Annotated in this window: 21 protein-coding genes and 1 riboswitch; of the genes, 12 read left to right on the forward strand and 9 right to left on the reverse strand. The window is 70.4% G+C overall.

What is annotated here, in order from left to right:
• Positions 1–76: 76 nt before the first annotated feature.
• The gene (locus AB0I66_RS19890; protein ID WP_363209173.1) at positions 77–682 is read left to right on the forward strand and encodes a TetR/AcrR family transcriptional regulator; all 606 of its coding nucleotides are present in this window, start codon (positions 77–79) and stop codon (positions 680–682) included.
• An 8-nt stretch (positions 683–690) separates the two neighbouring features.
• Here the strand turns inward: AB0I66_RS19890 and AB0I66_RS19895 are convergent, their stop codons facing one another.
• The 4 genes from AB0I66_RS19895 to AB0I66_RS19910 form a co-directional block, all read right to left on the reverse strand.
• Positions 691–1,014 (reverse strand): multidrug efflux SMR transporter, encoded by a 324-nt coding sequence (locus AB0I66_RS19895; protein WP_344525002.1) that lies wholly within the window; start codon positions 1,012–1,014, stop codon positions 691–693.
• Between the two features lie 108 nt (positions 1,015–1,122).
• A complete protein-coding gene (rsgA, locus tag AB0I66_RS19900; protein WP_363209174.1) occupies positions 1,123–2,136 on the reverse strand; it encodes a ribosome small subunit-dependent GTPase A in 1,014 nt (337 codons plus the stop codon).
• Between the two features lie 16 nt (positions 2,137–2,152).
• A complete protein-coding gene (gene aroA, locus AB0I66_RS19905) occupies positions 2,153–3,469 on the reverse strand; it encodes a 3-phosphoshikimate 1-carboxyvinyltransferase (RefSeq protein WP_363209175.1) in 1,317 nt (438 codons plus the stop codon).
• Positions 3,470–3,510: 41 nt separating this feature from the next.
• Positions 3,511–4,233, reverse strand: coding sequence for a M50 family metallopeptidase (locus AB0I66_RS19910; protein ID WP_363209176.1), 723 nt, complete (start codon positions 4,231–4,233; stop codon positions 3,511–3,513).
• Positions 4,234–4,294: 61 nt separating this feature from the next.
• Between AB0I66_RS19910 and AB0I66_RS19915 the strand changes: the two genes are divergently transcribed.
• From AB0I66_RS19915 to AB0I66_RS19960, 10 genes are all read left to right on the forward strand, one after another.
• Positions 4,295–5,110 carry an SOS response-associated peptidase gene (locus tag AB0I66_RS19915; RefSeq protein WP_363209177.1) on the forward strand — a complete coding sequence of 272 codons (816 nt, stop codon included), beginning with the start codon at positions 4,295–4,297 and terminating at the stop codon, positions 5,108–5,110.
• 1 nt (position 5,111) lies between these two features.
• On the forward strand, positions 5,112–5,768 hold the full coding sequence (locus AB0I66_RS19920; RefSeq protein ID WP_363209178.1) for an alpha/beta family hydrolase: 657 nt from the start codon (positions 5,112–5,114) through the stop codon (positions 5,766–5,768).
• 275 nt (positions 5,769–6,043) lie between these two features.
• Positions 6,044–6,724, forward strand: a complete 681-nt coding sequence (locus AB0I66_RS19925) for a sigma-70 family RNA polymerase sigma factor (protein WP_336605886.1) — start codon at positions 6,044–6,046, stop codon at positions 6,722–6,724.
• Positions 6,721–7,065: a mycothiol system anti-sigma-R factor gene (gene rsrA, locus AB0I66_RS19930; RefSeq protein ID WP_363209179.1), complete on the forward strand. Its 345-nt coding sequence runs from the start codon at positions 6,721–6,723 to the stop codon at positions 7,063–7,065. The genes AB0I66_RS19925 and rsrA overlap by 4 nt, the downstream gene beginning before the upstream one ends.
• A 202-nt stretch (positions 7,066–7,267) precedes the next feature.
• Positions 7,268–8,617, forward strand: a complete 1,350-nt coding sequence (locus AB0I66_RS19935) for an HD-GYP domain-containing protein (protein WP_363209180.1) — start codon at positions 7,268–7,270, stop codon at positions 8,615–8,617.
• Positions 8,614–9,843, forward strand: a complete 1,230-nt coding sequence (locus AB0I66_RS19940; protein WP_363209181.1) for an HD domain-containing protein — start codon at positions 8,614–8,616, stop codon at positions 9,841–9,843. Before AB0I66_RS19935 ends, AB0I66_RS19940 begins: the two co-directional genes overlap by 4 nt.
• A 102-nt stretch (positions 9,844–9,945) precedes the next feature.
• Positions 9,946–10,926, forward strand: a complete 981-nt coding sequence (locus AB0I66_RS19945) for a hypothetical protein (RefSeq protein WP_351163657.1) — start codon at positions 9,946–9,948, stop codon at positions 10,924–10,926.
• 64 nt (positions 10,927–10,990) lie between these two features.
• On the forward strand, positions 10,991–11,641 hold the full coding sequence (gene def, locus AB0I66_RS19950; protein WP_363209182.1) for a peptide deformylase: 651 nt from the start codon (positions 10,991–10,993) through the stop codon (positions 11,639–11,641).
• 305 nt (positions 11,642–11,946) lie between these two features.
• Positions 11,947–13,068 (forward strand): epi-isozizaene synthase, encoded by a 1,122-nt coding sequence (gene cyc1, locus AB0I66_RS19955; protein WP_363209183.1) that lies wholly within the window; start codon positions 11,947–11,949, stop codon positions 13,066–13,068.
• A complete protein-coding gene (locus AB0I66_RS19960; protein WP_363209184.1) occupies positions 13,065–14,414 on the forward strand; it encodes a cytochrome P450 in 1,350 nt (449 codons plus the stop codon). The genes cyc1 and AB0I66_RS19960 overlap by 4 nt, the downstream gene beginning before the upstream one ends.
• Here the strand turns inward: AB0I66_RS19960 and AB0I66_RS19965 are convergent.
• From AB0I66_RS19965 to AB0I66_RS19975, 3 genes are all read right to left on the reverse strand, one after another.
• Complete coding sequence (locus tag AB0I66_RS19965) at positions 14,368–15,387, reverse strand: helix-turn-helix domain-containing protein (RefSeq protein ID WP_363209185.1); 1,020 nt, start codon at positions 15,385–15,387, stop codon at positions 14,368–14,370. The genes AB0I66_RS19960 and AB0I66_RS19965 overlap by 47 nt on opposite strands.
• A gap of 243 nt (positions 15,388–15,630) precedes the next feature.
• On the reverse strand, positions 15,631–16,671 hold the full coding sequence (locus tag AB0I66_RS19970) for a ribonucleotide-diphosphate reductase subunit beta (RefSeq protein ID WP_363209186.1): 1,041 nt from the start codon (positions 16,669–16,671) through the stop codon (positions 15,631–15,633).
• Positions 16,671–19,067, reverse strand: a complete 2,397-nt coding sequence (locus AB0I66_RS19975) for a ribonucleoside-diphosphate reductase subunit alpha (protein ID WP_363209187.1) — start codon at positions 19,065–19,067, stop codon at positions 16,671–16,673. Before AB0I66_RS19975 ends, AB0I66_RS19970 begins: the two co-directional genes overlap by 1 nt.
• A 156-nt stretch (positions 19,068–19,223) precedes the next feature.
• Positions 19,224–19,301, reverse strand: a riboswitch (cobalamin riboswitch).
• A 125-nt stretch (positions 19,302–19,426) separates the two neighbouring features.
• Here AB0I66_RS19975 and AB0I66_RS19980 point away from each other — a divergent pair.
• Positions 19,427–20,164, forward strand: a complete 738-nt coding sequence (locus AB0I66_RS19980; protein WP_363209188.1) for a hypothetical protein — start codon at positions 19,427–19,429, stop codon at positions 20,162–20,164.
• 72 nt (positions 20,165–20,236) lie between these two features.
• Here AB0I66_RS19980 and mctP read toward each other — a convergent pair whose 3' ends face one another.
• Positions 20,237–21,886, reverse strand: a complete 1,650-nt coding sequence (mctP, locus tag AB0I66_RS19985; protein WP_363209189.1) for a monocarboxylate uptake permease MctP — start codon at positions 21,884–21,886, stop codon at positions 20,237–20,239.
• Entirely contained in the window at positions 21,883–22,152 is a 270-nt protein-coding gene (locus AB0I66_RS19990) for a DUF3311 domain-containing protein (protein WP_363209190.1), read from the reverse strand. Before AB0I66_RS19990 ends, mctP begins: the two co-directional genes overlap by 4 nt.
• Positions 22,153–22,187 lie beyond the last annotated feature (35 nt).

The following is a 22,187-nucleotide window of genomic DNA, read 5'->3' on the forward strand; positions in this document are numbered from 1 at the left end:
CGCGCCGGGAGTATTGACACGGCTTCCGAGCACGTCAACTCTGGCCGCAGAGCCGCTTCGGCCCCGGGAGGCGACGATGCCTGCGGCACGGGAATCCTTACTGGACGCGGCCCACACGGCGCTCGCCCGCCGACCCTGGCCGGGCGTCCGCATGGTCGACGTCGCGGCCACCGCCGGGGTGTCCCGGCAGACCCTCTACAACGAGTTCGGCAGCAAGGACGGCCTCGCGCGCGCCCTGCTCCGGCGTGAGACCGACGCGTATCTGCACGGCGTGGAGCGCGCGTTGGCCGTGGAGGGCGGCCCGGTGGACCGGCTCGCCGCCGTGAGCGCGTGGACGATCACCGCCGCCCGCGGGAACGAACTCGCCCGGGCCATGCTCACCGGCTGCTGGAGCGAACGGCTGCCCGCGCCGACCAGGCCCGGCATCTCCTCGTCGCCCGTACCGGCGCAGCGGCGCGCGGACGCGGGAGTCCCCTCGCCCGCCGAACTGCTCGCCCTCGTCAGGGACAAGGCGGTGAACGCGCTGAACGGCCGGGCGCGGCCGAAGGACACGGAGGAGCTCGCCATGGCCTGCGAGAGCGCCGTGCGGATGGCGCTGTCGTACGTCGTCGCGCCCTCGCAGGCGGGGGAGGACCCCGTGGAACTCGTGCGCGGGACGCTCGGGCGCTGGATCAACGCTTAGGCATGCGCCTAATGCGCGGAGCCCGACAGCTGCAGGCCGATGACGCCCGCGATCACCAGCGAGATGGAGACGATCTTGAGCGTGGAGACCACGTCGCCGAGGAAGATCATTCCGTAGATCGCGGTGCCCGCGGCGCCGATGCCCGTCCAGACCGCGTACGCCGGACCCACGTCGAGCTTGCGCAGCGCGAGCGTGAGCAGGCCGAAGCTGCCGAGGGCGAACGCCGCGAAAGTGATCGTCGGCCAGAGCCGGGTGAAGCCGTGCGAGAGCTTGAGGCAGACCGCGAAACCGGTCTCCAGGAACCCCGCGACGATGACCAGCAGCCACGCCATGTCTGTGCCTCCGCAACCATACGTTCGGTGACCGCTTCGCCTGCCTTGGATCAGGCTTGGTGCGATTATGCCTTTGCCGCTCGGCCCAGGGCGCAAACAACGGCGAGGTCAGTCGTCGTCGCGTCGCTCACGGGTGGCGAGGAGCCTGCGCAGCGAGTAGAGCCGCGCGGGGTCCGCGTGGCCCCCTTCCACCCACGCGTCCAGCGCGCAGTCCGGCTCGTCGTGGCTGCACGCGCGCGGGCACTCCTCCGTCCCCGGCACCAGGTCGGGGAAGGCGAGGATGACGCGGGACGGGTCGACGTGATGCAGGCCGAAGGACCGCACGCCGGGCGTGTCGATCACCCAGCCGCCGGCTGAGTCCGCAAGGGGAAGGGCGAGCGCCGACGTGGTGGTGTGGCGGCCGCGGCCCGTGACGGCGTTGACGTGCCCGGTGCTGCGCCGGCGCTCCTCCGGGACCAGGGCGTTGACCAGGGTCGTCTTGCCGACACCGGAGTGGCCGACGAACGCGGTGACCTTGCCGTCGAGCACTTCGTGCACCCGGGCGAGCTCCGCGCTGTCGGTGAACTCCTCGCGGCTGGTGACCACGTAGGGCATGTCGAGCGTGGAGTAGGTCTCCAGGATCTTGTCGGCGGACGCCAGGTCGGACTTGGTCAGGACGAGGAGCGGCGTGAGACCGCCGTCGTACGCCGCCACGATGCAGCGGTCGATCAGGCGCGTGCGCGGCTCCGGGTCGGCGAGGGCGGTGACGATGGCGAGCTGGTCGGCGTTGGCGACGACCACGCGCTCGTAGGGGTCGTCGTCGTCGGCCGTGCGCCGCAGGACCGACGTACGCGGCGAGATGCGCACGATGCGCGCGAGGGTGTCCTTCTTGCCGGAGAGATCACCGACGAGCGAGACCCGGTCGCCCACCACGGCGGCCTTGCGGCCCAGTTCGCGGGCCTTCATGGCCATGACGACCCGGTCGTCGACCAGGACGGTGAGGCGGCCCCGGTCGACGGTGAGGACCATGCCGTCGGACGCGTCCTCGTGCTTGGGCCTGATGTGCGTGCGCGGGCGGTTGCCCTTGCGGTTGGGGCGGACGCGGATGTCGTCCTCGTCGGGGTTCTTTCCGTAGCGGCGCATGTTCTTGTTCCGCCCGTCAGTTCCCGAGCATTCCGGTCCAGAGGTCGGGGAAGTCGGGCAGCGTCTTCGCCGTCGTCGCGACGTTCTCGATCTGTACGCCCTCCACCGCCAGGCCGATGATGGCGCCCGCCGTGGCCATGCGGTGGTCGTCGTAGGTGTGGAAGATCCCGCCGTGCAGGCGGCGCGGACGGATGTGCAGGCCGTCGGCGGTCTCGGTGACGTCGCCGCCGAGTTCGTTGATCTCCTTGGTGAGGGCCGCCAGGCGGTCCGTCTCGTGCAGCCGCAGGTGGGCGACGCCGCGCAGGGTCGAGGGGGAGTCGGCGAGGGCCGCGACGGCCGCGATGCCGGGGGTCAGCTCGCCGACCTCGCTCAGGTCCACGTCGAGGCCGTGGATCGAGCCGGAGCCGGTGAACACGAGCCCCTGCTCGGTCAGTTCGCAGGAACCGCCCATCTCGGTGAAGATCTCCCGCAGCTTGTCGCCGGGCTGTGTGGTGTGCGCGGGCCAGTCGGGGACGGTCACCCGGCCGCCGGTGACCAGGGCCGCCGCCAGGAACGGCTGGGCGTTGGAGAGGTCGGGCTCGACGGTCAGGTCGCGGCCGAGCAGGGCGCCGGGGGTGACCCGCCACACGTTCGGCTCGCCGCCCGACTCCGGGGTGTCCACCTGGGCGCCGACCGCGCGGAGCATGTCGACGGTCATCCGGATGTGCGGCATGGAGGGCAGCGCGGAGCCGGTGTGGCGCACCTCGACACCCTGGTTGAAGCGCGGGGCCGAGAGCAGCAGGGCGCTCACGAACTGGGAGGACGAGGAGGCGTCGATCTCGACCGGGCCGCCGTCCAGGGCGCCCGCGCCGTGCACGGTCAGCGGCAGCGCGCCGCGGCTGTCGTCGTCGATACGGGCGCCGAGCGCGCGCAGGGCGTCGATCACGCCGTGCAGCGGACGCTCGTACGAACGGGGGTCGCCGTCGAAGCGGATCGCGCCGTCGGCGAGGGCGGCGACCGGGGGCAGGAAGCGCATGACCGTGCCGGCGTTGCCGACGTCGACCGTGGCGGGGCCGTGCAGGCCGGAGGGGATGATCCGCCAGGCCTCGCCGGAGCCGTCCGGGCCGACGCCTTCCTCGATGCCGACGCCGAGCGCGCGCAGGGCCCCTGCCATCAGGAGGGTGTCGCGGGAGCGCAGCGGGCGGCGCAGCCAGCCGGGCTCGGCGGCGAGGGCGGCCAGGACGAGGCCGCGGTTGGTGACCGATTTGGATCCGGGCACATGGACCGTCGCGGCGACGGCTCCGCTCGCGTGCGGGGCTGGCCAGAGGGTGCTGTGCGCTGGGTTTACGGTCATGCCCCCACTTTAGTGGCAGAGAGGTGAGGGGTCGTGGCTGCTCAGAGGCCGAGCAGCCAGCGTCCGCCGCCTATCAGCGAGCACAGTGAGACGGCGTGGAAGAGGAAGAGCCACATGCCCGCGGGGACGTGCGTGAGCCGGGACAACTGATCCGCGTCCGAGTCGCCCGCACCGCCGCGCCTGCGCTTGGACTGCAGCTCGAAGGCCGGACGTACACCGCCGAGGAGCAGGAACCACACCACCGCGTACGCGAACGCCGCCTGCACCTGCGAGCTGGTCAGCCAGGAGACGAGCAGGAAGGTGCCGCCGGTGAGGATCACCGTGAGGGCGCCGTACGCGTTCCGGATCATGACGAGCATCACGATGAGCAGGGCCGTCGCGATCCACAGGAACGCCGTGATGTGGCCGGCGGCGAGCAGCGCGGCGCCCGCCAGGCCGAGCAGGGGCGGCGCGGTGTAGCCCGAGGCCGCGGTCAGGATCATGCCGATGCCGGTGGGCTTGCCGCGGGAGACGGTGAGGCCGCTGGTGTCGGAGTGCAGCCGGATGCCGTCGAGGCGGCGGCCGGTCAGCAGGGCGACCAGGCCGTGGCCGCCCTCGTGCGCGATGGTGATGGCGTTGCGGGCCACGCGCCAGATCCCGTGCGGGACGACGACGGCGAGGGCGACGATGCCGGTGGCGATCACCAGCCACTCGTCGGGGGCGGCCTGTGTGCCGAAGACCCGGTCCCAGAGGTCGGTCAGGCTGGCGTTCGCGGTGCTTTCCATTGCTGCAGCCATTGTCGGGACTGACTCCTCTGGTCGTACGGGGTCTGGCAGTCTGGCACGTATGTGCGGACGGTATGCATCGAGTCGTAGGCCCGAGGATCTCGCAGGAATCTTTGAGATCGAGAAGTGGGAGCCGGAGGAGGCGCTGGCCCCCGATTTCAACGTGGCTCCGACCAAGGAGGTCTACGCGGTCCTGGACCGTCCCGTGAAAGACGCGGAAGACCCTCGCCCGGTTCGCCAGCTGCGCACGCTCAAGTGGGGCCTGGTCCCGTCCTGGTCGAAGACGCCCGAGGGCGGCGCCCGGATGATCAACGCCCGCGCGGAGACCGTGCACGAGAAGCCCTCCTACCGCCGGGCCTTCGCCACTCGCCGCTGCGTCATCCCGGCCGACGGCTACTACGAGTGGGTCACCGCCTCCGCCGAGCGGGATCTTGAGGTCGAGGGCAAGAAGAAGCGGCCTCGCAAGCAGCCCTACTTCGTGACGCCCGCCGACGGCTCGGTCTTCGCGATGGCGGGGCTCTACGAGTTCTGGCGCGACAAGACGCTCCCCGACGAGCACCCCCTGGCCTGGTGGGTGACGTGCACGGTGATCACCACCGAGGCGGAGACCGCGCCCCTGGGGGTGGCGCCGGCGGAAGGCCCGCGCTCGCTGCACGACATCCACCCGCGGATGCCCCTGATGCTCACGCCGGACCGCTGGGACGCCTGGCTCGACCCCTCGCGCACGGACGTCGAGGATCTGCGGCCGCTCCTGGAGCCGCCGCCGCACGGCCTGATGCGGGCCTTCCCGGTGTCGACGGCGGTCAGCAACGTACGCAACAACGGCCCGGAGCTGCTGAAGGAGCTGGAGGGCCCCGAGGAAGGCACACTCTTCTGATGTGACCAAGAGTGCTGTGACCAAGAGTGAGATCGCACCGACCGACGCGGGTGACGCACGCATCACCTGGCATCTCGCGCCGAAGAGCAAGGCCCGCCTGGTCCTCGCCCTGAGCCATGGAGCAGGCGGCGGCATCGAGGCCCGTGACCTGCGGGCCATCGCCGCCGCCCTGCCCGCGCACGGCGTCACCGTCGCCCTCGTGGAGCAGCCCTGGCGCGTCGCGGGCAAGAAGCTGGCGCCCGCGCCGAAGACCCTGGACGTGGGATGGCGGGGCCTGTGGCCCGCCCTCGCGAAGCCGGGCCTCCCGGTGATCGCGGGCGGACGCAGCGCAGGGGCGCGGGTGGCGTGCCGTACGGCCACCGAGCTCGGCGCCGTCGCCGTACTCGCCCTCAGCTTCCCCCTGCACCCGCCGGGCAAGCCGGAGAAGTCCCGCGCCGAAGAACTGCTCGGCGCCGGGGTGCCCACCCTCGTCGTGCAGGGCGGCAACGACCCCTTCGGGAAGCCTGCGGAGTTCCCCGAGGGGACGCACGAGATCGTGGAGGTCCCGTACGGCGATCATGGCTTCGCGATCCCGAAACGCGCTGACATCAGCGAGGCCGAGGCCATGACGATCGTCACGGATGGCGTCATCCGGTGGGCGGGAATGTTGGGTGCGTGACCTCTGTTGTGCCGAACAGAAGCTAAACGCTGTTGGTACGAGAGGAAGTCAGCCGCATGGGTTCGACCATCTGCCCGCCCGTCTCCCGCCACCGCCCTTCTGCGGACGGGCAGAACCCGGCACCTTCTTTTTCCCGCTCCAGCGCCTCTGACCTGGAATGGACGGTGCTGAGCGCGCCCAAGACCGCTCCTATTCGAGCGGCGGCGGGACCGGATCGTCGTCTATCCTCCGATTCGAGTGGGACTGCTTTTGGTCTCGCCACGTCTTTGGAGGAGGTGGGTCCGGTCACTGGGACCGACGCAGGGGCCGAGAACGGCCAGGCGGAGCGACCCGACGGAAGCGCTGAGACGTCGGCGGAGCGCACGGCCCGCTTCGAGCGGGACGCCCTGGGCTTCCTCGACCAGATGTACTCGGCGGCGCTGCGCATGACGCGCAACCCGGCGGACGCGGAGGACCTGGTGCAGGAGACCTACGCCAAGGCGTACGCGTCGTTCCACCAGTTCCGTGAGGGCACCAACCTCAAGGCGTGGCTGTACCGCATCCTCACCAACACGTTCATCAACTCGTACCGCAAGAAGCAGCGCGAGCCCCAGCGCAGCGCCGCCGAGGAGATCGAGGACTGGCAGCTCGCGCGTGCCGAGTCGCACATGTCCACCGGTCTGCGCTCCGCCGAGTCGCAGGCGCTCGATCACCTGCCGGATTCGGACGTGAAGTCCGCACTGCAGGCGATCCCCGAGGAATTCCGCATCGCCGTCTATCTGGCCGACGTAGAGGGCTTTGCGTACAAGGAGATCGCGGACATTATGGGGACACCCATCGGTACGGTGATGTCCCGGTTGCACCGCGGCCGTCGCCAACTGCGCGGCATGCTCGAGGACTACGCCCGTGACCGCGGCCTCGTCCCCGCCGGCGCCGCGTCAGAGTCGTCGAACGAAGCGAAAGGCTCAGGCTCATGAGCTGCGGAGAGCCGCACGAGACGGATTGCAGTGAAGTCCTGGACCATCTGTACGAGTTCCTGGACCACGAGATGCCGGACAGCGACTGCACCAAGTTCGAGACGCACTTCGAGGAGTGCTCTCCGTGCCTGGAGAAGTACGGCCTCGAGCAGGCGGTCAAGAAGCTGGTGAAGCGCTGCTGCGGCCAGGACGACGTGCCGGTCGACCTGCGCGCCAAGGTCATGGGACGCATCGATCTGATCCGCTCGGGCGAGGCCGTGCCCGAGCATGACGTGACGGTGGAGACGGTGACCGCCGAAGGCAGTGTGTCCGCGAAGAGCCTGCGGGCCAAGGAAGCCTGAATCGCAGGTAGTTGAGCGCAAGCAGGTCGTGACGGGATTCCGTCACGGCCTGCTTTTTTCTGTTCACCGTCACTCGTACGTGCCAATTTCCGCGTGCGGGGCTCGGAGCGGGCGGCAGTCGTTCTAGTCTCCGGACCTTGGAACGTGGTCCCTGCGGACGGTCACGGGGGCCGAGGACGGTCGCGGGGGAGGAGGCAGCGCCATGCGGTCCATCGCTCCATGGGCGCGCGCCTACATCCTGTGCGTCGCGCTGGCCGGCGCCGCCTGCGCCGTGCCCGCACCGGCCTCGCGCACGCCGTGGGCCGCGCTCGCGCTGCTCGCCGCGCTCTACGCCGGGTGCGAGCAGATCACCCGCTGCCGGATCATCGGCCGCCGTGCCGGTGCTCCGCCGGGCGGCCTCGGCACGTTCTTCCCCGTGCTGCTCGCCGCCGTCTTCCTGCTGCCGCCCGCGGCCGCCGCGCTCGTCGCCGTGCCGGGGGCGCTGCTCGCCCGTGTCGAGCGGCGCCCCCGGTGGGTGCGCAGGCTCTGGCGCGCGTCCCAACTCGCCCTGGCCGCCTGGGCCGCCGCGTGGACGCACGGCGCGCTCGGCGGGCGCGAGGCCGTGGCGTCGCCCGACTTCCCGTACGCGCTCGTGCCCGCGGGAGCGGCCGTCCTGGCCTTCTCCGTCGTCCTGACCGTCCTGGACGGCGGCATCCTCGCCACGGCGGAAAGAGTGCCCGTGCGCAGCGCGTGGCGCGGGCTCTTCCTGCGGTCGTTCGCGCCGGTCGCCGTGCACGGCCTGGCCGGTCTGATGATGGCGGTGCTGTGGCGCAGTCCGTACGGGCCGCTCGCCGCGCTCCTTGTGCTGCTGCCGATGGGGGTCTCCTGCTGGGTCTTCGCGCAATATCACCGCGAGCGCGCGGCGCACCAGGCCACCATCCGGGCGCTCGTGCAGGCCGTCGACATCAAGGACCGCTACACCCGCGGGCACAGCGAGCGCGTGGGGCGGGCCTCCGTGATGATCGCGCGGGAGCTGGGGATGGCGGACGAGCGGGTGGAGAGCCTGCGCTTCGCCGGGATCCTGCACGACGTAGGCAAGCTCGGCGTACCGACCCGGCTCCTTCGCAAGGACGGGCCGCTGACCCCCGAGGAACGGCGGGTCATCGAGCTGCATCCCGAGTACGGGCACGAGATGGTGCGCGGGATCGGCTTCCTCGGGGAGGCGCGGGCGGCGATCCTCCACCACCACGAGCGGATCGACGGGAGCGGCTACCCCTACGGGCTCGTCGGACGGCAGATCCCGGAGTTCGCCCGGGTGGTGGCCGTCGCGGACGCCTTCGACGCCATGACGTCCACGAGGTCCTACCGGCGGGGGCGGCCCGTCGCGGCCGCCATGGCCGAGCTGTCGCGGTGCGCGGGGTCGCAGTTCGACCCCGTGATGGTCAGCGCCCTGCGGCGGGCCCTCGACCGGCATGGCTGGCACCCGGCGGTCACCGCGGACACCGGCGAGGTGCCGGGACCCCGCGAGGGGGCGCCCGGTGTCCCCGCGGCCCCTGGAACGGTGCCGCGGTGAGGGCCGTCCACGGCTCCGCCGGAGCCCTTACTCTCGTCGCCCTCGGCTGGACCCTCTGGCACGGCGTCGCCGAAGGGGGCATCGCGCTCGCCTTCGGGGGGATCGTCGCCGTGGGGGAGCTGGCCCGGTGGGGCGCGGGCGGCAGCGACCGGGAGCCCGCGCCGCTGGGGGCGGCGGGGGCGCTGGCGTACGCGCTGCTCGGGGAGGCCGGCGGGCAGACCACGCACCACGGCGTCTTCCAGGTGATCGCCGTGGTCGTGGCCGCCGCGCTCGTCGGGGCCGTGCCGCACGTGGCGCTCGGCAAGGGGCCCGCCTTGGACCACGTGGCCCGGCGCGTGCTCACCGTGGGATTCGCCGCCGCCTGCTTCCAACCGCTCTACAACGCGGGCAAGTTGGAGGAGTGGGTCGGGCAAGGGCCGGGATTCGCCGCCGTCATCGCCGCGCTGCTCGTCCTGACCGCCCTCTGCGACGCCGTGCTCGCCGCCGCCATGGCGCACGCCCGCACCCGGTGGCCCTTCGGGCCGCTCCTGCGCGACGAGCTGCGGGCCATGCTCGGCATCGGGTCCGCCGTCTGCGCCACGGGGGCCGTCATGGCGCTCGCGGTGGCCGTGGCGGGGCTCTGGGCGCTGCCGGTGTTCAGCCTGCCGCTGCTCCTCACCCAGCTGTCCTTCGGGCGGTACGCGGCGGTGCGGACCACCTACCGGCAGACCATCACCTCGCTCGCCCGGTCCACCGAGATCGCCGGGTACACCCCGCAGGGTCACGCCCGCCGCGTGGCCGCCCTCAGCCGGGCCGTCGGGCGTGAGCTGGGGCTTTCCGAGCCGGACCTGGCCGTTCTGGAGCACGCGGCCCTGATGCACGACATCGGGCAGCTCTCCCTCGTCGACCCCGTGCCTGCGGGCGCCACCGCCGCCCTGCCGGACGCGGAACAGCGGCGGATCGCCCTGCTCGGGGGCGCCGTCGTGCGTCAGACGGGGGTCAAGGGCGACGTCGCCGTGGTCGTGGAGCGGCAGGCCGACCCGTACCGCGATCAGCCGCTCACCGCCCGTATTGTGCGGGCCGCCAACGCGTACGACGAGATGGCCAGGGGAGAAGGTCCCGGAGGCCCTCTCAACGCTCTGGAGCGGCTGCGCCTGGGCACCGGCCGCGACTACCAGCCAGAAGTGGTGGAAGCCCTGGCCCGGGTGCTTTCACGGGGCGGTCATAGCTTGCCGCCGGTTGGGTAACCCATGGGTAATGAGCGGCCGTCCGACCGTACGTGGTTGGATGCGAAGAGGGCCCTCGGGCACGGCGGAACACAGGAACTTATGCATCGGCAGGCGGGAATCGTGAGGATCTTCGGCAAGGGACGGCACCGGCCCTCCGCCTCATGGCGGCAGGCCACCGACCGCGCCTTCACGCTGATCGGCGACGGGCGGTACGAGGACGCGGGCGCACTCCTGACCCGCGCGGCGGATCTCGAGCCGTGGCTCTCGGAGTCCTGGTTCAACCTCGCGCTGCTCCACAAGTTCCGGCACGACTGGGAGCAGGCGCGGGCCGCGGGGCTGCGGGCCGTCGCGCTGCTCGACCGGTCGGCGGGCGCCCCCGACTGGTGGAACGTGGGGATCGCCGCCACCGCCCTGCAGGACTGGCCCCTTGCCCGGCGCGCCTGGCAGGCGTACGGCCTGAAGGTGCCGGGCGGTGTGGCCGCCTCCGGGGAGCCCACCGGCATGGACCTGGGCAGCGCAGCCGTGCGGCTCTCGCCCGAGGGTGAGGCCGAGGTCGTGTGGGGGCGCAGGCTCGACCCCGCCCGCATCGAGGTGCTCTCCATCCCGCTGCCCTCCTCCGGGCGCCGCTGGGGCGAGGTCGTGCTGCACGACGGCGTTCCGCACGGCGAGCGGACGACGGGGGCGGGGGACTCGTATCCCGTCTTCGACGAGATCGAGCTGTGGGCTCCCTCACCCGTCCCCACCTGGGTGGTCCTCCTGGAGGCCGCCACCGAGGACGACCGGGACGCCCTGGAGAAGCTCGCCGCGGACGCGGGCTTCGCCGCCGAGGACTGGTCCTCGTCCGTGCGGCTGCTCTGCCGGATGTGCTCCGAGAGCCGCATGCCGAGCGACGAGGGCGACGGCGAGCACCTGGACCCGCACGACCACAGCGAGCCGGGTCACCCCGGGCCGCTCGGCCACCGCAGCCCCGGCGCCCTGTGGGTGCCCGAGCGGGAGTGCGGCATCGCGGCGCCCGCCGCCCTGGTGCGCGGGCTGCTCGACGGCTGGGTCGCGGACAGTCCGGACTCCCGCGACTGGCGGGATCTGGAAGAGGTCTGCTGACTCCTGGCCGTAGGCTGTACCGGCACTATCTCTCGTGGGTTCCCAGGAAGGCGTACGTCGGACAATGGCGCAGGACACTGAGCAGCAGGCCTCGGGCGGGGTCCTCCCCGTCGACGACGAGGGCTTCGTCATCGACACGGAGGACTGCGAGGAGCGGGAGACGGCCTACCGCGAGCGCGGCACGTCCCGGCCCATCACGGTCGTCGGCAACCCCGTGCTGCACAAGGAGTGCAAGGACGTCACCGCCTTCGACGCCGAGCTGGAGCAGCTCGTCGCCGACATGTTCGCCAGCCAGCGGACCGCCGAGGGCGTGGGCCTGGCCGCCAACCAGATCGGCGTCGACCTGAAGGTCTTCGTCTACGACTGCATGGACGACGAGGGCAAGCGGCACGTCGGCGTGGTTTGCAACCCCGTCGTGCGCGAGCTGCCCGCGGAGCGGCGCCGTCTGGACGACTCGAACGAGGGCTGCCTCTCCGTGCCCACGGCCTACGCCGAGCTGGCCCGCCCGGACTTCGCCGAGGTCACCGGGCAGGACGAGAAGGGCAACCCCATCAAGGTGCGGGGCACCGGCTACTTCTCGCGCTGCCTCCAGCACGAGACGGACCACCTGTACGGCTACCTCTACATCGACCGCCTCTCCAAGCGCGACCGCAAGGACGCGCTGCGGCAGATGGAAGAAGGCACCCCGCGCTACCCCGTCGTGCCGAACGCCTAGTCGACTCCGGACTCGCACGCCCCGCGAGTCACCTGCGGCCCCTGGCCGGGAACCCCCTCCCGGCCAGGGGCCGTTCGCATGGACCGACCCGGACCGGTCAGCTGTGCGATCGAATCAGGCTCTTGGTGATCCATAATCAGTCACGTACGGGGATTTTCTCGGCACTGGGGGGTAGTGAATGGCGCAAATCTGTTCCCTGAACGGTCAGTTGTGGTGCTGAATGGAAAGCGCGGGGATACACAACGGCGCGCGCCCGGTACGGCGGGAGGGGCGCGCGTCCTCACGCGGCTGAGAGGGGTTTGTCCGTGCCTGCATATTCACATGGCATTTCACCGACACAGACACATGCGCGGGTGGTATCCGTGCCACCGGCGTTGGTGCTTCCGGTGATCGAGTCAGGGTTTCCTCGCCAACTGCACCCGTATTGGCCGCAGCTCCAGGAGAAGTCCCGGACGTGGCTGCGCGAAATGCGCCTCATGCCCGCGGACAAGGTCGAGCGGTACGCGGACAGCCTCTGCTACACGGATCTGGTGGCCGGCTACTACATTGGCGCGCCGGACGAGTTGCTCAGCGCGATAGCCGACCTCAGCAGTTGGTTCTTCGCGTGGGACGACCGGCACGACCGCGACTCGGTGCACGGCAGGGCCGCGCAGTGGCGCCGGCTGTGCCGCGGGCTCCACGAGACACTCCGGGCTCCCCGGCAGCAACTGCACCACCGTGATCCCCTGGTGGCGGGGTTCGCGGACTGCGTCCTGCGGCTGTACTCGCACCTCGGCGCGGGCTGGAACGCCCGGTTCGCGCGGCATTTCCACAGCGTGATCGAGGCGTACGACCTGGAGTTCAGGAACCGCAGAACCGGAACCGTCCCGACGGTCGAGGCCTACATCGAGCTGCGCAGGCTGACGTTCGCGCACTGGGCGTGGATCGACCTGCTCGAACCGACGGCCCGGCAGGAGCTGCCGACGGCCGTGCGGAAGCATCCGGCATATCGGCGGGCGGCGCTCGCCACGCAGGATTTCTCCGCCTGGTACAACGACCTGTGCTCGCTCCCCAAAGAACTCGCGGGAGACGAATTGCACAATCTCGGGATCAGTCTGATCCAGCACGAGGGACTTTCCCTCGAAGAGGCGGTGTCGGAAGTCCACCGCCGGGTCACCACGTGCATTTCGGATTTCCTGGTGGCAGAAAAAGAAGTGCTCCGGCTCGCCGGGCAATTGGCCGACGGCAGCGTGCAGGGCAGGGAGCTCTCGGACGCGGTGGAATCGTGCATCGCCAACATGCGGAACTGGTTCTCTTCCGTTTATTGGTTCCATCACGAATCCGGGCGCTATCGGGTGGACAGCTGGGACGACAGGTCCATTCCGCCGTACGTGAGCGACGCCGCAATGGGCGACTTGGCCGAAACTGAATTGGTGGGTGAGGAATGAGCGTCGAATCCGCGCAGTCCGCGACCATGACGCCGCCGCTCGTCAGCGGCGGTGCCCCGCTCATCGGCCACGCCTGGAACCTGGTGCGCGACCCGCTCGGCTTCCTCGCCGCGCTACGGGATCACGGTGATCTCGTCCGCATCAGGCTGGGACCCAAGACGGCGTACGCGGTCTGCGATCCGGAACTGGTCGGGCAACTCCTGAGGAGCCCCGACTACGTCGTCGGAGGGCCCCTGTGGGACACCCTGGAGGTGCTCCTCGGCAAGGGGGTGGCGACCAGCAACGGCAAGCTGCACCGGCGCCAACGGCGCATGATGCAGCCCGCGTTCAGGCGCGAGCGGATCGCCGACTACGCCAAGGTCATGGAGGAGGAGGCCCGAATGACCGCCGCGCGCTGGCGGTCGGGCGACACGATCGACATCAACGCGGAGATGTTCCGCACCGCCGTGCGCGTCGTCTCCCGCTCGCTCCTGGAGGTCGACGCGATCAGCGAGAAGGCGGACCGCATCGCCGAATCGCTGCACACCGTCTTCGAGGGCCTCTACCGCAGGATGGTGCTCTCGGTCGGGCCGCTGTACCGCGTGCCGACCCAGGGCAACCGCCGCTTCCAGAGCGCGCTCGCCGATCTGCACGCACTGGTCGACGAGATCATCGCCGAAGGCAGGGCGGCGGGCGGAGACCAGGACGACCTGTTGGCCGAAATGCTGCGGGCGCGCGATGAATCAGGTCAGCCGCTCAGCGATCAGGAGGTTCACGACCATGTGATCTCCCTTGTCGTGGCGGGCGCCGAGAATATCGCGGCGACCCTGGCATGGACCTTCCATCTGCTGGCCGAACACCCCGAGCAGGAAAGGCGATTGGTTGAAGAAGTAAATGCCGTCGCACCGGGCCGGGAGATCACATTCGCCGACCTCGGGGACCTTCCGCACACCCGGAATGTCGTCACGGAGGCCATGCGTATACAACCGGCGGCCTGGATATTCACCCGCAGGTCGGTGGGAGAAACCAGCCTGGGTGGCTACCGCATTCCGGCCGGTGCCGACATCGTCTACAGCGTGTACGCGATGCAGCGCGATCCGCGTTCCTTCGAGCACCATCTCCGGTTCGACCCGGACCGCTGGAATCCGGAACGAGCGCAAGACGTCCCGGAGTTCGCGATGATGCCGTTCGGCACCGGTAACCGCAAGTGCCCGGGCGACCATTTCAGCCTGGCCGAACTCGCCATCATCCTGGCGACGGTGGCGCCCAAGTGGCGGCTGACGCCGGTCGAGGAGACCGACGCCGACACGAAGATCGGCATCACGCTGCAGCCGAAGCGTCTGGTCCTGCGGGCCGAGAGGCGCTGACGGCCGGGCCGCGGAAGGTGCGGCGGTAGGCGTTCGGCGTGGTGCCGAGCGCCCGCAGGAACTGGTGACGCATCGCCGCCGCGTTGCCGAAACCGGCACGCCCGGCGATGGCGTCCACCGTCTCGTCCGAGCCTTCGAGCAACTCCTGTGCCAGGAGCACGCGTTGGCGCAGGAGCCAGCGGTACGGGGTGGTGCCGGTCTCCTGCTGGAAGCGGCGCGCGAAGGTGCGCGGCGACATGTGCGCGCGCTCGGCGAGCCGCTCGACGGTGATGTCGTCCGCGTCCAGATGGCGCTCCATCCAGGCCAGGACCCCGCCCACGGTGTCGCACTGCGTGCGCGGCAGGGGGCGCTCCACGAACTGGGCCTGCCCGCCGTCGCGATGGGGTGGTACGACCATGCGCCGGGCGATGGCGTTGGCGACCTCGATGCCGTGCTCCTGGCGCACGATGTGCAGACAGGCGTCGATCCCGGCGGCGGTGCCGGCCGAGGTGACGACCGGGCCCTCGTCCACGTACAGGACGTCGGGCTCGACCCGGGCGCGCGGATACTGCACCGCGAGCTCCGTCGCGTGCCGCCAGTGCACCGCGCAGCGGCGGCCGTCGAGCAGCCCGGCGGCGCCGAGCACGAAGACGCCGGAGCAGACGGACAGGACACGGGCCCCGCGGTCCACCGCGCGGCGCAGGGCGGCGAGCAGATCCTCGGGATAGTCGCGGTCCGCGAAGGACTGGCCCGCCGGGACGGCGATGAGGTCGGCCTCTTCGAGCCGGTCGAGGCCGTACCGCGTGGTGATCGTGAACCCCGCGTGATTGGTCAGGGTCCCGCTCTCTCCGGCGACCACCGCGAAGTCGTACACCGGCAGGCCCGCCTCGCTGCGGTCGAGGCCGAACACCTCGCAGACCACGCCGAGTTCAAAGGGATTCACGCCGTCGAGCAACACGACGGCCACGTTCTTCAGGGTCCCTGCCTTCAGCATGCCGCCAGTGTGCCGCAGGAGTGGCAGTAAGTCGATGGTGTGTGGCAGTCCTGCCACTGCCGCGTCAGTCCGGCGCGCAGGACAGTAAGGGACATGAACGCATTCAGCGCATACGCGACCGTCCTGACCGTCTTCCTCCTCCTCGCCGCACCCTCGCTCGTCGGGTACCTCCACGACCGCCGGATCGACCGCGAGCTGCGCGAGGCGGAAAACGCCCCGCGCAGCCCGGACACACCGGCCGGACTAGAACTCGTCGTCGAAGGAGACCGAACCCTCGACCGCGACCTGGTAGGCCGAAGGACGCCGCTCGAAGAAGTTGGTCAGCTCCTGGACTCCCTGAAGCTCCATGAAGGAGAACGGGTTTGAGGAGCCGTAGACCGGCGCGAAGCCGAGCCGCTGGAGCCGCTGGTCGGCGACGCACTGCAGGTACTCGCGCATGGAGTCGGTGTTCATGCCGGGCAGGCCCTCACCGCACAGGTCGCGCGCGAACTGCAGCTCGGCCTCGACGGCCTCCTTGAGCATGTCCGTGACCTGCGTCTGCAGCGCGTCGTCGAAGAGCTCGGGCTCCTCCTTGCGGACGGTGTCGACGACGTCGAAGGCGAAGCTCATGTGCATCGTCTCGTCACGGAACACCCAGTTGGTGCCGGTGGCGAGGCCGTGCAGCAGACCGCGCGAGCGGAACCAGTAGACGTAGGCGAAGGCACCGTAGAAGAAGAGCCCCTCGATGCACGCGGCGAAGCAGATCAGGTTCAGCAGGAAGCGGCGCCGGTCGGCCTTGGACTCCAGGCGGTCCATCTTCTCGACGGAGTCCATCCACCTGAAGCAGAACTCGGCCTTCTCGCGGATGGAGGGGATCTCCTCGACCGCGTCGAAGGCCGCGGCGCGGTCCTCCGGGTCGGGCAGATAGGTGTCGAGCAGCGTCAGATAGAACTGGACGTGCACGGCCTCCTCGAAGAGCTGGCGGCTCAAGTAGAGCCGTGCCTCAGGGGAGTTGATGTGCTTGTAGAGCGTGAGCACGAGGTTGTTGGAGACGATCGAGTCGCCGGTCGCGAAGAACGCGACCAGGCGGCCGATCATGTGCTGCTCGCCCGGGGACAGCTTCGCCAGGTCGGCGACGTCCGAGTGGAGGTCGACCTCCTCGACGGTCCAGGTGTTCTTGATCGCGTCCCGGTAGCGCTCGTAGAAGTCGGGGTAGCGCATGGGGCGCAGGGTCAGCTCGAAGCCCGGGTCAAGGAGGTTCTTCGAGAAAGACACAGCCTTCTCGGCGTTGGTGGTGGAGCTCATTACTGGCAGGCCTCGCAGGACTCGGGGTTTTCCAGGGAGCAGGCGACGGCTTCTTCGGCCGTGGCCTGGGCGGGGACGGGGGCGGCTTCGGCGCTCTGGCCGGCCGCCGCGCGGGCGATGCGGGTCGCCGGGCGCGAACGCAGGTAGTACGTGGTCTTCAGGCCCTGCTGCCAGGCGTAGGCGTACATCGAGGAGAGCTTGCCGATGGTCGGCGTCTCCAGGAAGAGGTTCAGGGACTGCGCCTGGTCCAGGAACGGCGTGCGCGCGGCGGCCATGTCGATCAGGCCGCGCTGCGGGATCTCCCACGCGGTGCGGTAGAGCTCGCGCACCTCCGCCGGGATCCAGCTGAAGCCCTGCACGGAGCCGCTGGACTCGCGCAGCGCCTCGCGGGTCTGCGCGTCCCAGACGCCGAGGCGTTTCAGCTCCTCCACCAAGTAGGCGTTGACCTGGAGGAACTCGCCGCTCAGCGTCTCGCGCTTGAAGAGGTTGGAGACCTGCGGCTCGATGCACTCGTACACGCCCGCGATGGACGCGATGGTGGCGGTCGGCGCGATGGCCAGGAGGAGCGAGTTGCGCATGCCGGTCACGGCGATACGTTCCCGCAGCGCCGCCCAGCGCTCCGGCCAGGTCAGCTCGACGCCGTAGTGGTCGGGGTGCAGGACGCCGTGCGCGGTGCGGGTCTTCTCCCAGGCGGGGAGCGGGCCGTTGCGCTCGGCGAGGTCCGCCGACGCCTCGTACGCGGCGAGCATGATGCGCTCGGCGATGCGCGTCGAGAGGGCGCGCGCGGCGGGGGAGTCGAAGGGCAGCTTCAGCTGGAAGAAGACGTCCTGGAGGCCCATCGCGCCGAGGCCCACCGGACGCCACCTGGCGTTGGAGCGACCGGCCTGCTCGGTCGGGTAGAAGTTGATGTCGACGACACGGTCGAGGAAGGTGACGGCGGTACGGACGGTCTCGTCGAGCCGCTGCCAGTCGATGTCACCGGCGGCCGTGTCCACGAACGCGCCGAGGTTCACCGAACCCAGGTTGCAGACGGCCGTCTCGCCGTCGTCCGTGACCTCCAGGATCTCCGTGCAGAGGTTGGAGGAGTGGACGGTGTGGCCGGGCTCCGCCGTCTGGTTGGCGGTGCGGTTGGCGGCGTCCTTGAAGGTCATCCAGCCGTTGCCGGTCTGCGCCAGGGTGCGCATCATGCGGCCGTACAGCTCGCGGGCCGGGATCGTCTTGCGGGCGAGCCCGGCTGCCTCGGCCTTGCGGTAAGCGGCGTCGAACTCGTCGCCCCACAGGTCGACGAACTCGGGCACGTCGGCCGGGGAGAACAGCGACCAGTCCTGGTCGGCGGCGACCCGGCGCATGAACTCGTCCGGGATCCAGTGCGCGAGGTTGAGGTTGTGCGTGCGGCGCGCGTCCTCACCCGTGTTGTCGCGCAGCTCCAGGAACTCCTCGATGTCGGAGTGCCACGTCTCCAGGTAGACCGCGGCCGCGCCCTTGCGACGGCCGCCCTGATTCACGGCGGCGACGGAGGCGTCCAGGGTCTTGAGGAACGGCACGATGCCGTTGGAGTGCCCGTTCGTGCCGCGGATCAGCGAACCGCGGGCGCGGATGCGGGAGTACGAGAGGCCGATGCCGCCCGCGTGCTTGGAGAGGCGCGCGACCTGGTGGTAGCGGTCGTAGATGGAGTCCAGCTCGTCCAGCGGGGAGTCGAGGAGGTAGCAGGAGGACATCTGCGGGTGCCGGGTGCCGGAGTTGAAGAGCGTCGGCGAGGACGGCAGGTAGTCCAGGCGGCTCATCAGGCGGTACAGGGCGGCGACTTCGTCCACCGAGCGCGCGGAGCCGTCCTCGGCGAGGCCGCTCGCGACGCGCAGCATGAAGTGCTGCGGGGTCTCGATGACGTGCCGGGTGATGGGGTGGCGAAGGAGATAGCGGCTGTGCAGGGTGCGCAGGCCGAAGTAGCCGAAGCGGAAGTCCGCGCCGTCCTGGAGGGCGGCCTCCACGAGACCGTCGAGGTGCTCCGCGTGGTCGGTGACGAACGCGGCGGTGCGGTCCGCGATCAGGCCCTCGCGGTGCCCGACGGCGACCGACTCGGTGAAGGAGCGCACGCCCTGCGAAGCGGCCTCGTCACGGATGCTGAGGCTGAGCAGTCTGGCCGCGAGCTGCGAGTACGTGGGGTCCTCGGAGATGAGGCCGGCCGCGGCCTCGGTCGCCAGCTCCCGCAGCTCCGCCAGATCCGCCCTGGCCGAACGGCCCCGCAGCGCGGCGGCGGCGACGCGGCCGGGGTCGGCGTCGGGGAGGTCGGCGGTGAGGTCGGTCAGGGTACGCAGCAGCGCGGTTCCTGGGCCGTCGGCGGTCTGCTGACCGTCGGTGGTCTGCGCTGACGCAGGTTCGGCTGGCGCGATGGTCACGGAGCACTCCCTCGCTCGGCTCGGAGCCTTGAGGAGGGGGAGTGACACACGGGGGCCCGCCCTTGGGCAGGGCAGCACCCCGCGTCCACCAGCCCATTCCACGAGGCCCGGACGTCGTCGGCACCCGGACCGGTCGGAACGGGCGCGCTGTCGACAGGTCTTCGGACTCGCGAGCACGACAAATGCGTACTCATACACCGTTGCGGGACAGTTCCGGACTTGCACCGGATTCCCCTGCGGCGACAGCGAGCACGAGCATACATCTTGTGCTGGCTCTGGGAGTCAGCCCCACATCTTGTGTCGGCGCGGGTATCCCCTAGGGTGGCGGCCGAACTGAATGCCGAACCGGGGGAGGCGCCGTGCGAGGGCGATTCGCGGGCTGTGCCGCGGTGTTGCTGCTCCTGCTCACGGGATGCGGGGACGCCGGAAACGAGGCGAGGACGAAGCCTACGCGGACCCCGAGGCCGACCACGGCGGCCGGTGTCGACGGCGACGCCGATCCCCGCAAGGTCTTCACGGACGCCGAGCTGAAGGCGGCGCTGCTGCCCGCGAAGGCGGTCGGGGCGCGGGCCGAGGCGATCAACGTCACCACGGGGTCGTACAACCAGCACTACGGGGGCGGTGACTGGGGCACCTGCGCACCCGGCACGAAGGCCCGCGAGGAACTGTTCGCCCTGCGCGGGGCCAGCGCCGGCCACTCGATTCGCGCCTTCCCCGGAGCGATGGCCGACGAGGGGGACCCCTTCGTCACCCAGAGCCTGGTCTCGATGCCGGCCGCGCAGGCGGGGCGCCACGTCGCACTGCGCCGTGAGCTCCACAAGGCGTGCCCCAGCGTCACGGTCGACACCGACGCGGCTCCGGTGGTGGAGCATCACGCGGTGGAGGAGCTGCCGGACGTGGGAGACGAGGCGATCCTGGAGTCCACGCGGACCGAGGGCGGCGACGAGTACGACGGCGAGACCCCGTACTACAAGGCCGAGGTGCGGGTCGGCGGCGTGCTCGTCCTGGTGGACGCGGGCCCCGACAAGGACCTGACGATCCGCTCGGCGGCCCAGGCGGCGGCGCGGGTCCGGACGGAGCTCTACGAGTCCCCGTGAGGCCGGGCGCACGAGAGCGGGCCGCCGGATCAACCCCGCGGCCCGCTCTGCGTACTGCCTACAAGAAGAACCTCAGTGCCCGCCCGGCGCTCCCGCCGTGGCCGGCGGCAGCTCCTCCACGACGCCGGGGTCGCCCGCGTCCGCCGTGTAGTCGCCGGGAGACGTCTCGTCGATGCCGTCAGGGGCCTTCATGGCGCGCAGGACGAAGGTCATGACCACGGTGACCACCACGTTCAGGACGAACGCCGTGAGGCCGATGTAGCCGATCTCGCCGATGCCCGGGATCTCGTCGGACGAGCCGCCGAAGTGCTTCTGCGTCGGCGAGGCGACGCCGTACGCGGCAGCCGTCCCGTAGACCATGCCGACCGCCCAGCCCGCGAGCAGCGCCCAGCGGTGGAACCACCGCGTGAACAGGCCGCCGACGAGCGCGGGCATGGTCTGCAGGATCCAGATGCCGCCCAGCAGCTGGAAGTTGATCGCGACCGTCTTGTCCATGGTGAGGACGAAGGCGAGCGCGCCGACCTTCACCAGGAGCGAGACCAGCTTGGAGACCTTGGTCTCCTGCGCGGGTGTCGCGTCCGGCTTGAGGAAATCCTTGTAGATGTTCCTGGTGAAGAGGTTCGCGGCCGCGATGGACATGATGGCGGCCGGGACGAGCGCGCCGATGCCGATCGCCGCGAACGCGACGCCGGTGAACCAGTCGGGGAACATGTTCTCGAACAGCTGCGGGATCGCCAGCTGGCCGTTCTCCACCTTCACGCCGGCCGCGATCGCCATGAAGCCGAGCAGCGCGAGCAGCCCCAGCATCAGCGAGTACAGCGGCAGGATCGTGGTGTTGCGGCGGATCACGTCACGGCTCTTGGAGGAGAGCGTCGCCGTGATCGAGTGCGGGTACATGAACAGCGCGAGCGCGGAGCCGAGCGCGAGCGTGGCGTAGGTCCACTGCCCGGCCTCGCCCGGCGCGAGACCCGCGACGGGCTTGCCCGCCGCGTCGTTCGCCGCCGAGAACTTGTCGTTCGCCGCCTGGAAGATCTCGTCGAAGCCGCCGAGCTTGATCGGGATGTAGATGATCGCGACGGCGATGACCAGGTAGATCAGACCGTCCTTCACGAACGCGATCAGCGCGGGCGCGCGCAGACCGGACGAGTAGGTGTACGCGGCGAGCACCGCGAACGCGATCAGGAGCGGCAGGTCCTTGATGAACCAGTTGGTGTCCGGGCCGCCGCCGACGCCCATCACGTCGAGCACGGCCTGGATGCCGACCAGCTGGAGCGCGATGTACGGCATCGTGGCGAGGATGCCGGTGACCGCGACGGCCAGCGAGAGCCCCTTGGAGCCGAAGCGTCCGCGCACGAAGTCGGAGGTGGTCACGTATCCGTGCTTGTGCGAGACGGACCACAGGCGCGGCAGGAAGGTGAAGATCAGCGGGTAGACGAGGATCGTGTACGGCACCGCGAAGAAGCCGGCCGCGCCCGCCGCGTAGATCGCCGCCGGGACGGCCACGAAGGTGTACGCCGTGTAGAGGTCGCCGCCGAGCAGGAACCATGTGACCCAGGTGCCGAACGACCGGCCGCCCAGGCCCCATTCGTCCAGGCTCTCGGTCTCGGCCTTGCGCCAGCGCGCGGCCAGGAAGCCCATCGCCGTGACGGCCGCGAAGAAGAAGATGAAGACGGCGAGGGCGATGCCGTTGACGCCGCCGGTGTCCGCTGCGAGCACGTTCATCGGGTCGCACCCCCCTGGGCCTGCTCGGCCTTGCGGGCGCGCTGGTCACGCTGCCACAGCTTGTAGGCGATCATGGTGAGAGCGGTGGAGATGACCACCCACAGCATCTGGTACCAGTAGAAGAACGGAATGCCTATGAAGGTCGGTTCGATCTTCGCGTAGGAGCTCACCCAGAGCATCGCCACGAACGGCGCGACGAGACAGAGGGCAACGACCACGCGGACCGGCGTGACCACCGGTCTGCTCACTTCAGGCGCATCTGACACTTCGCGGCTCCGCTCCCTCGCTTATCCCACCTTTA

Origin of the sequence: Streptomyces sp. NPDC050439 (genome assembly GCF_040655335.1) — a bacterium.
GTDB lineage: Bacteria > Actinomycetota > Actinomycetes > Streptomycetales > Streptomycetaceae > Streptomyces.

Bases quoted from the DNA above. Each gene is read 5' to 3' on its own strand.
- rsrA (WP_363209179.1), top strand. From the start codon at position 6,721: ATGAGCTGCGGAGAGCCGCACGAGACGGATTGCAGTGAAGTCCTGGAC.
- AB0I66_RS19890 (WP_363209173.1), top strand. From the start codon at position 77: ATGCCTGCGGCACGGGAATCCTTACTGGACGCGGCCCACACGGCGCTC.
- AB0I66_RS19965 (WP_363209185.1), bottom strand. From the start codon at position 15,387: ATGCTGAAGGCAGGGACCCTGAAGAACGTGGCCGTCGTGTTGCTCGAC.
- def (WP_363209182.1), top strand. From the start codon at position 10,991: ATGGCGCAGGACACTGAGCAGCAGGCCTCGGGCGGGGTCCTCCCCGTC.
- AB0I66_RS19970 (WP_363209186.1), bottom strand. From the start codon at position 16,671: ATGAGCTCCACCACCAACGCCGAGAAGGCTGTGTCTTTCTCGAAGAAC.
- rsgA (WP_363209174.1), bottom strand. From the start codon at position 2,136: ATGCGCCGCTACGGAAAGAACCCCGACGAGGACGACATCCGCGTCCGC.
- AB0I66_RS19895 (WP_344525002.1), bottom strand. From the start codon at position 1,014: ATGGCGTGGCTGCTGGTCATCGTCGCGGGGTTCCTGGAGACCGGTTTC.
- mctP (WP_363209189.1), bottom strand. From the start codon at position 21,886: ATGAACGTGCTCGCAGCGGACACCGGCGGCGTCAACGGCATCGCCCTC.
- aroA (WP_363209175.1), bottom strand. From the start codon at position 3,469: ATGACCGTAAACCCAGCGCACAGCACCCTCTGGCCAGCCCCGCACGCG.
- AB0I66_RS19910 (WP_363209176.1), bottom strand. From the start codon at position 4,233: ATGGAAAGCACCGCGAACGCCAGCCTGACCGACCTCTGGGACCGGGTC.
- AB0I66_RS19935 (WP_363209180.1), top strand. From the start codon at position 7,268: ATGCGGTCCATCGCTCCATGGGCGCGCGCCTACATCCTGTGCGTCGCG.
- AB0I66_RS19915 (WP_363209177.1), top strand. From the start codon at position 4,295: ATGTGCGGACGGTATGCATCGAGTCGTAGGCCCGAGGATCTCGCAGGA.
- AB0I66_RS19960 (WP_363209184.1), top strand. From the start codon at position 13,065: ATGAGCGTCGAATCCGCGCAGTCCGCGACCATGACGCCGCCGCTCGTC.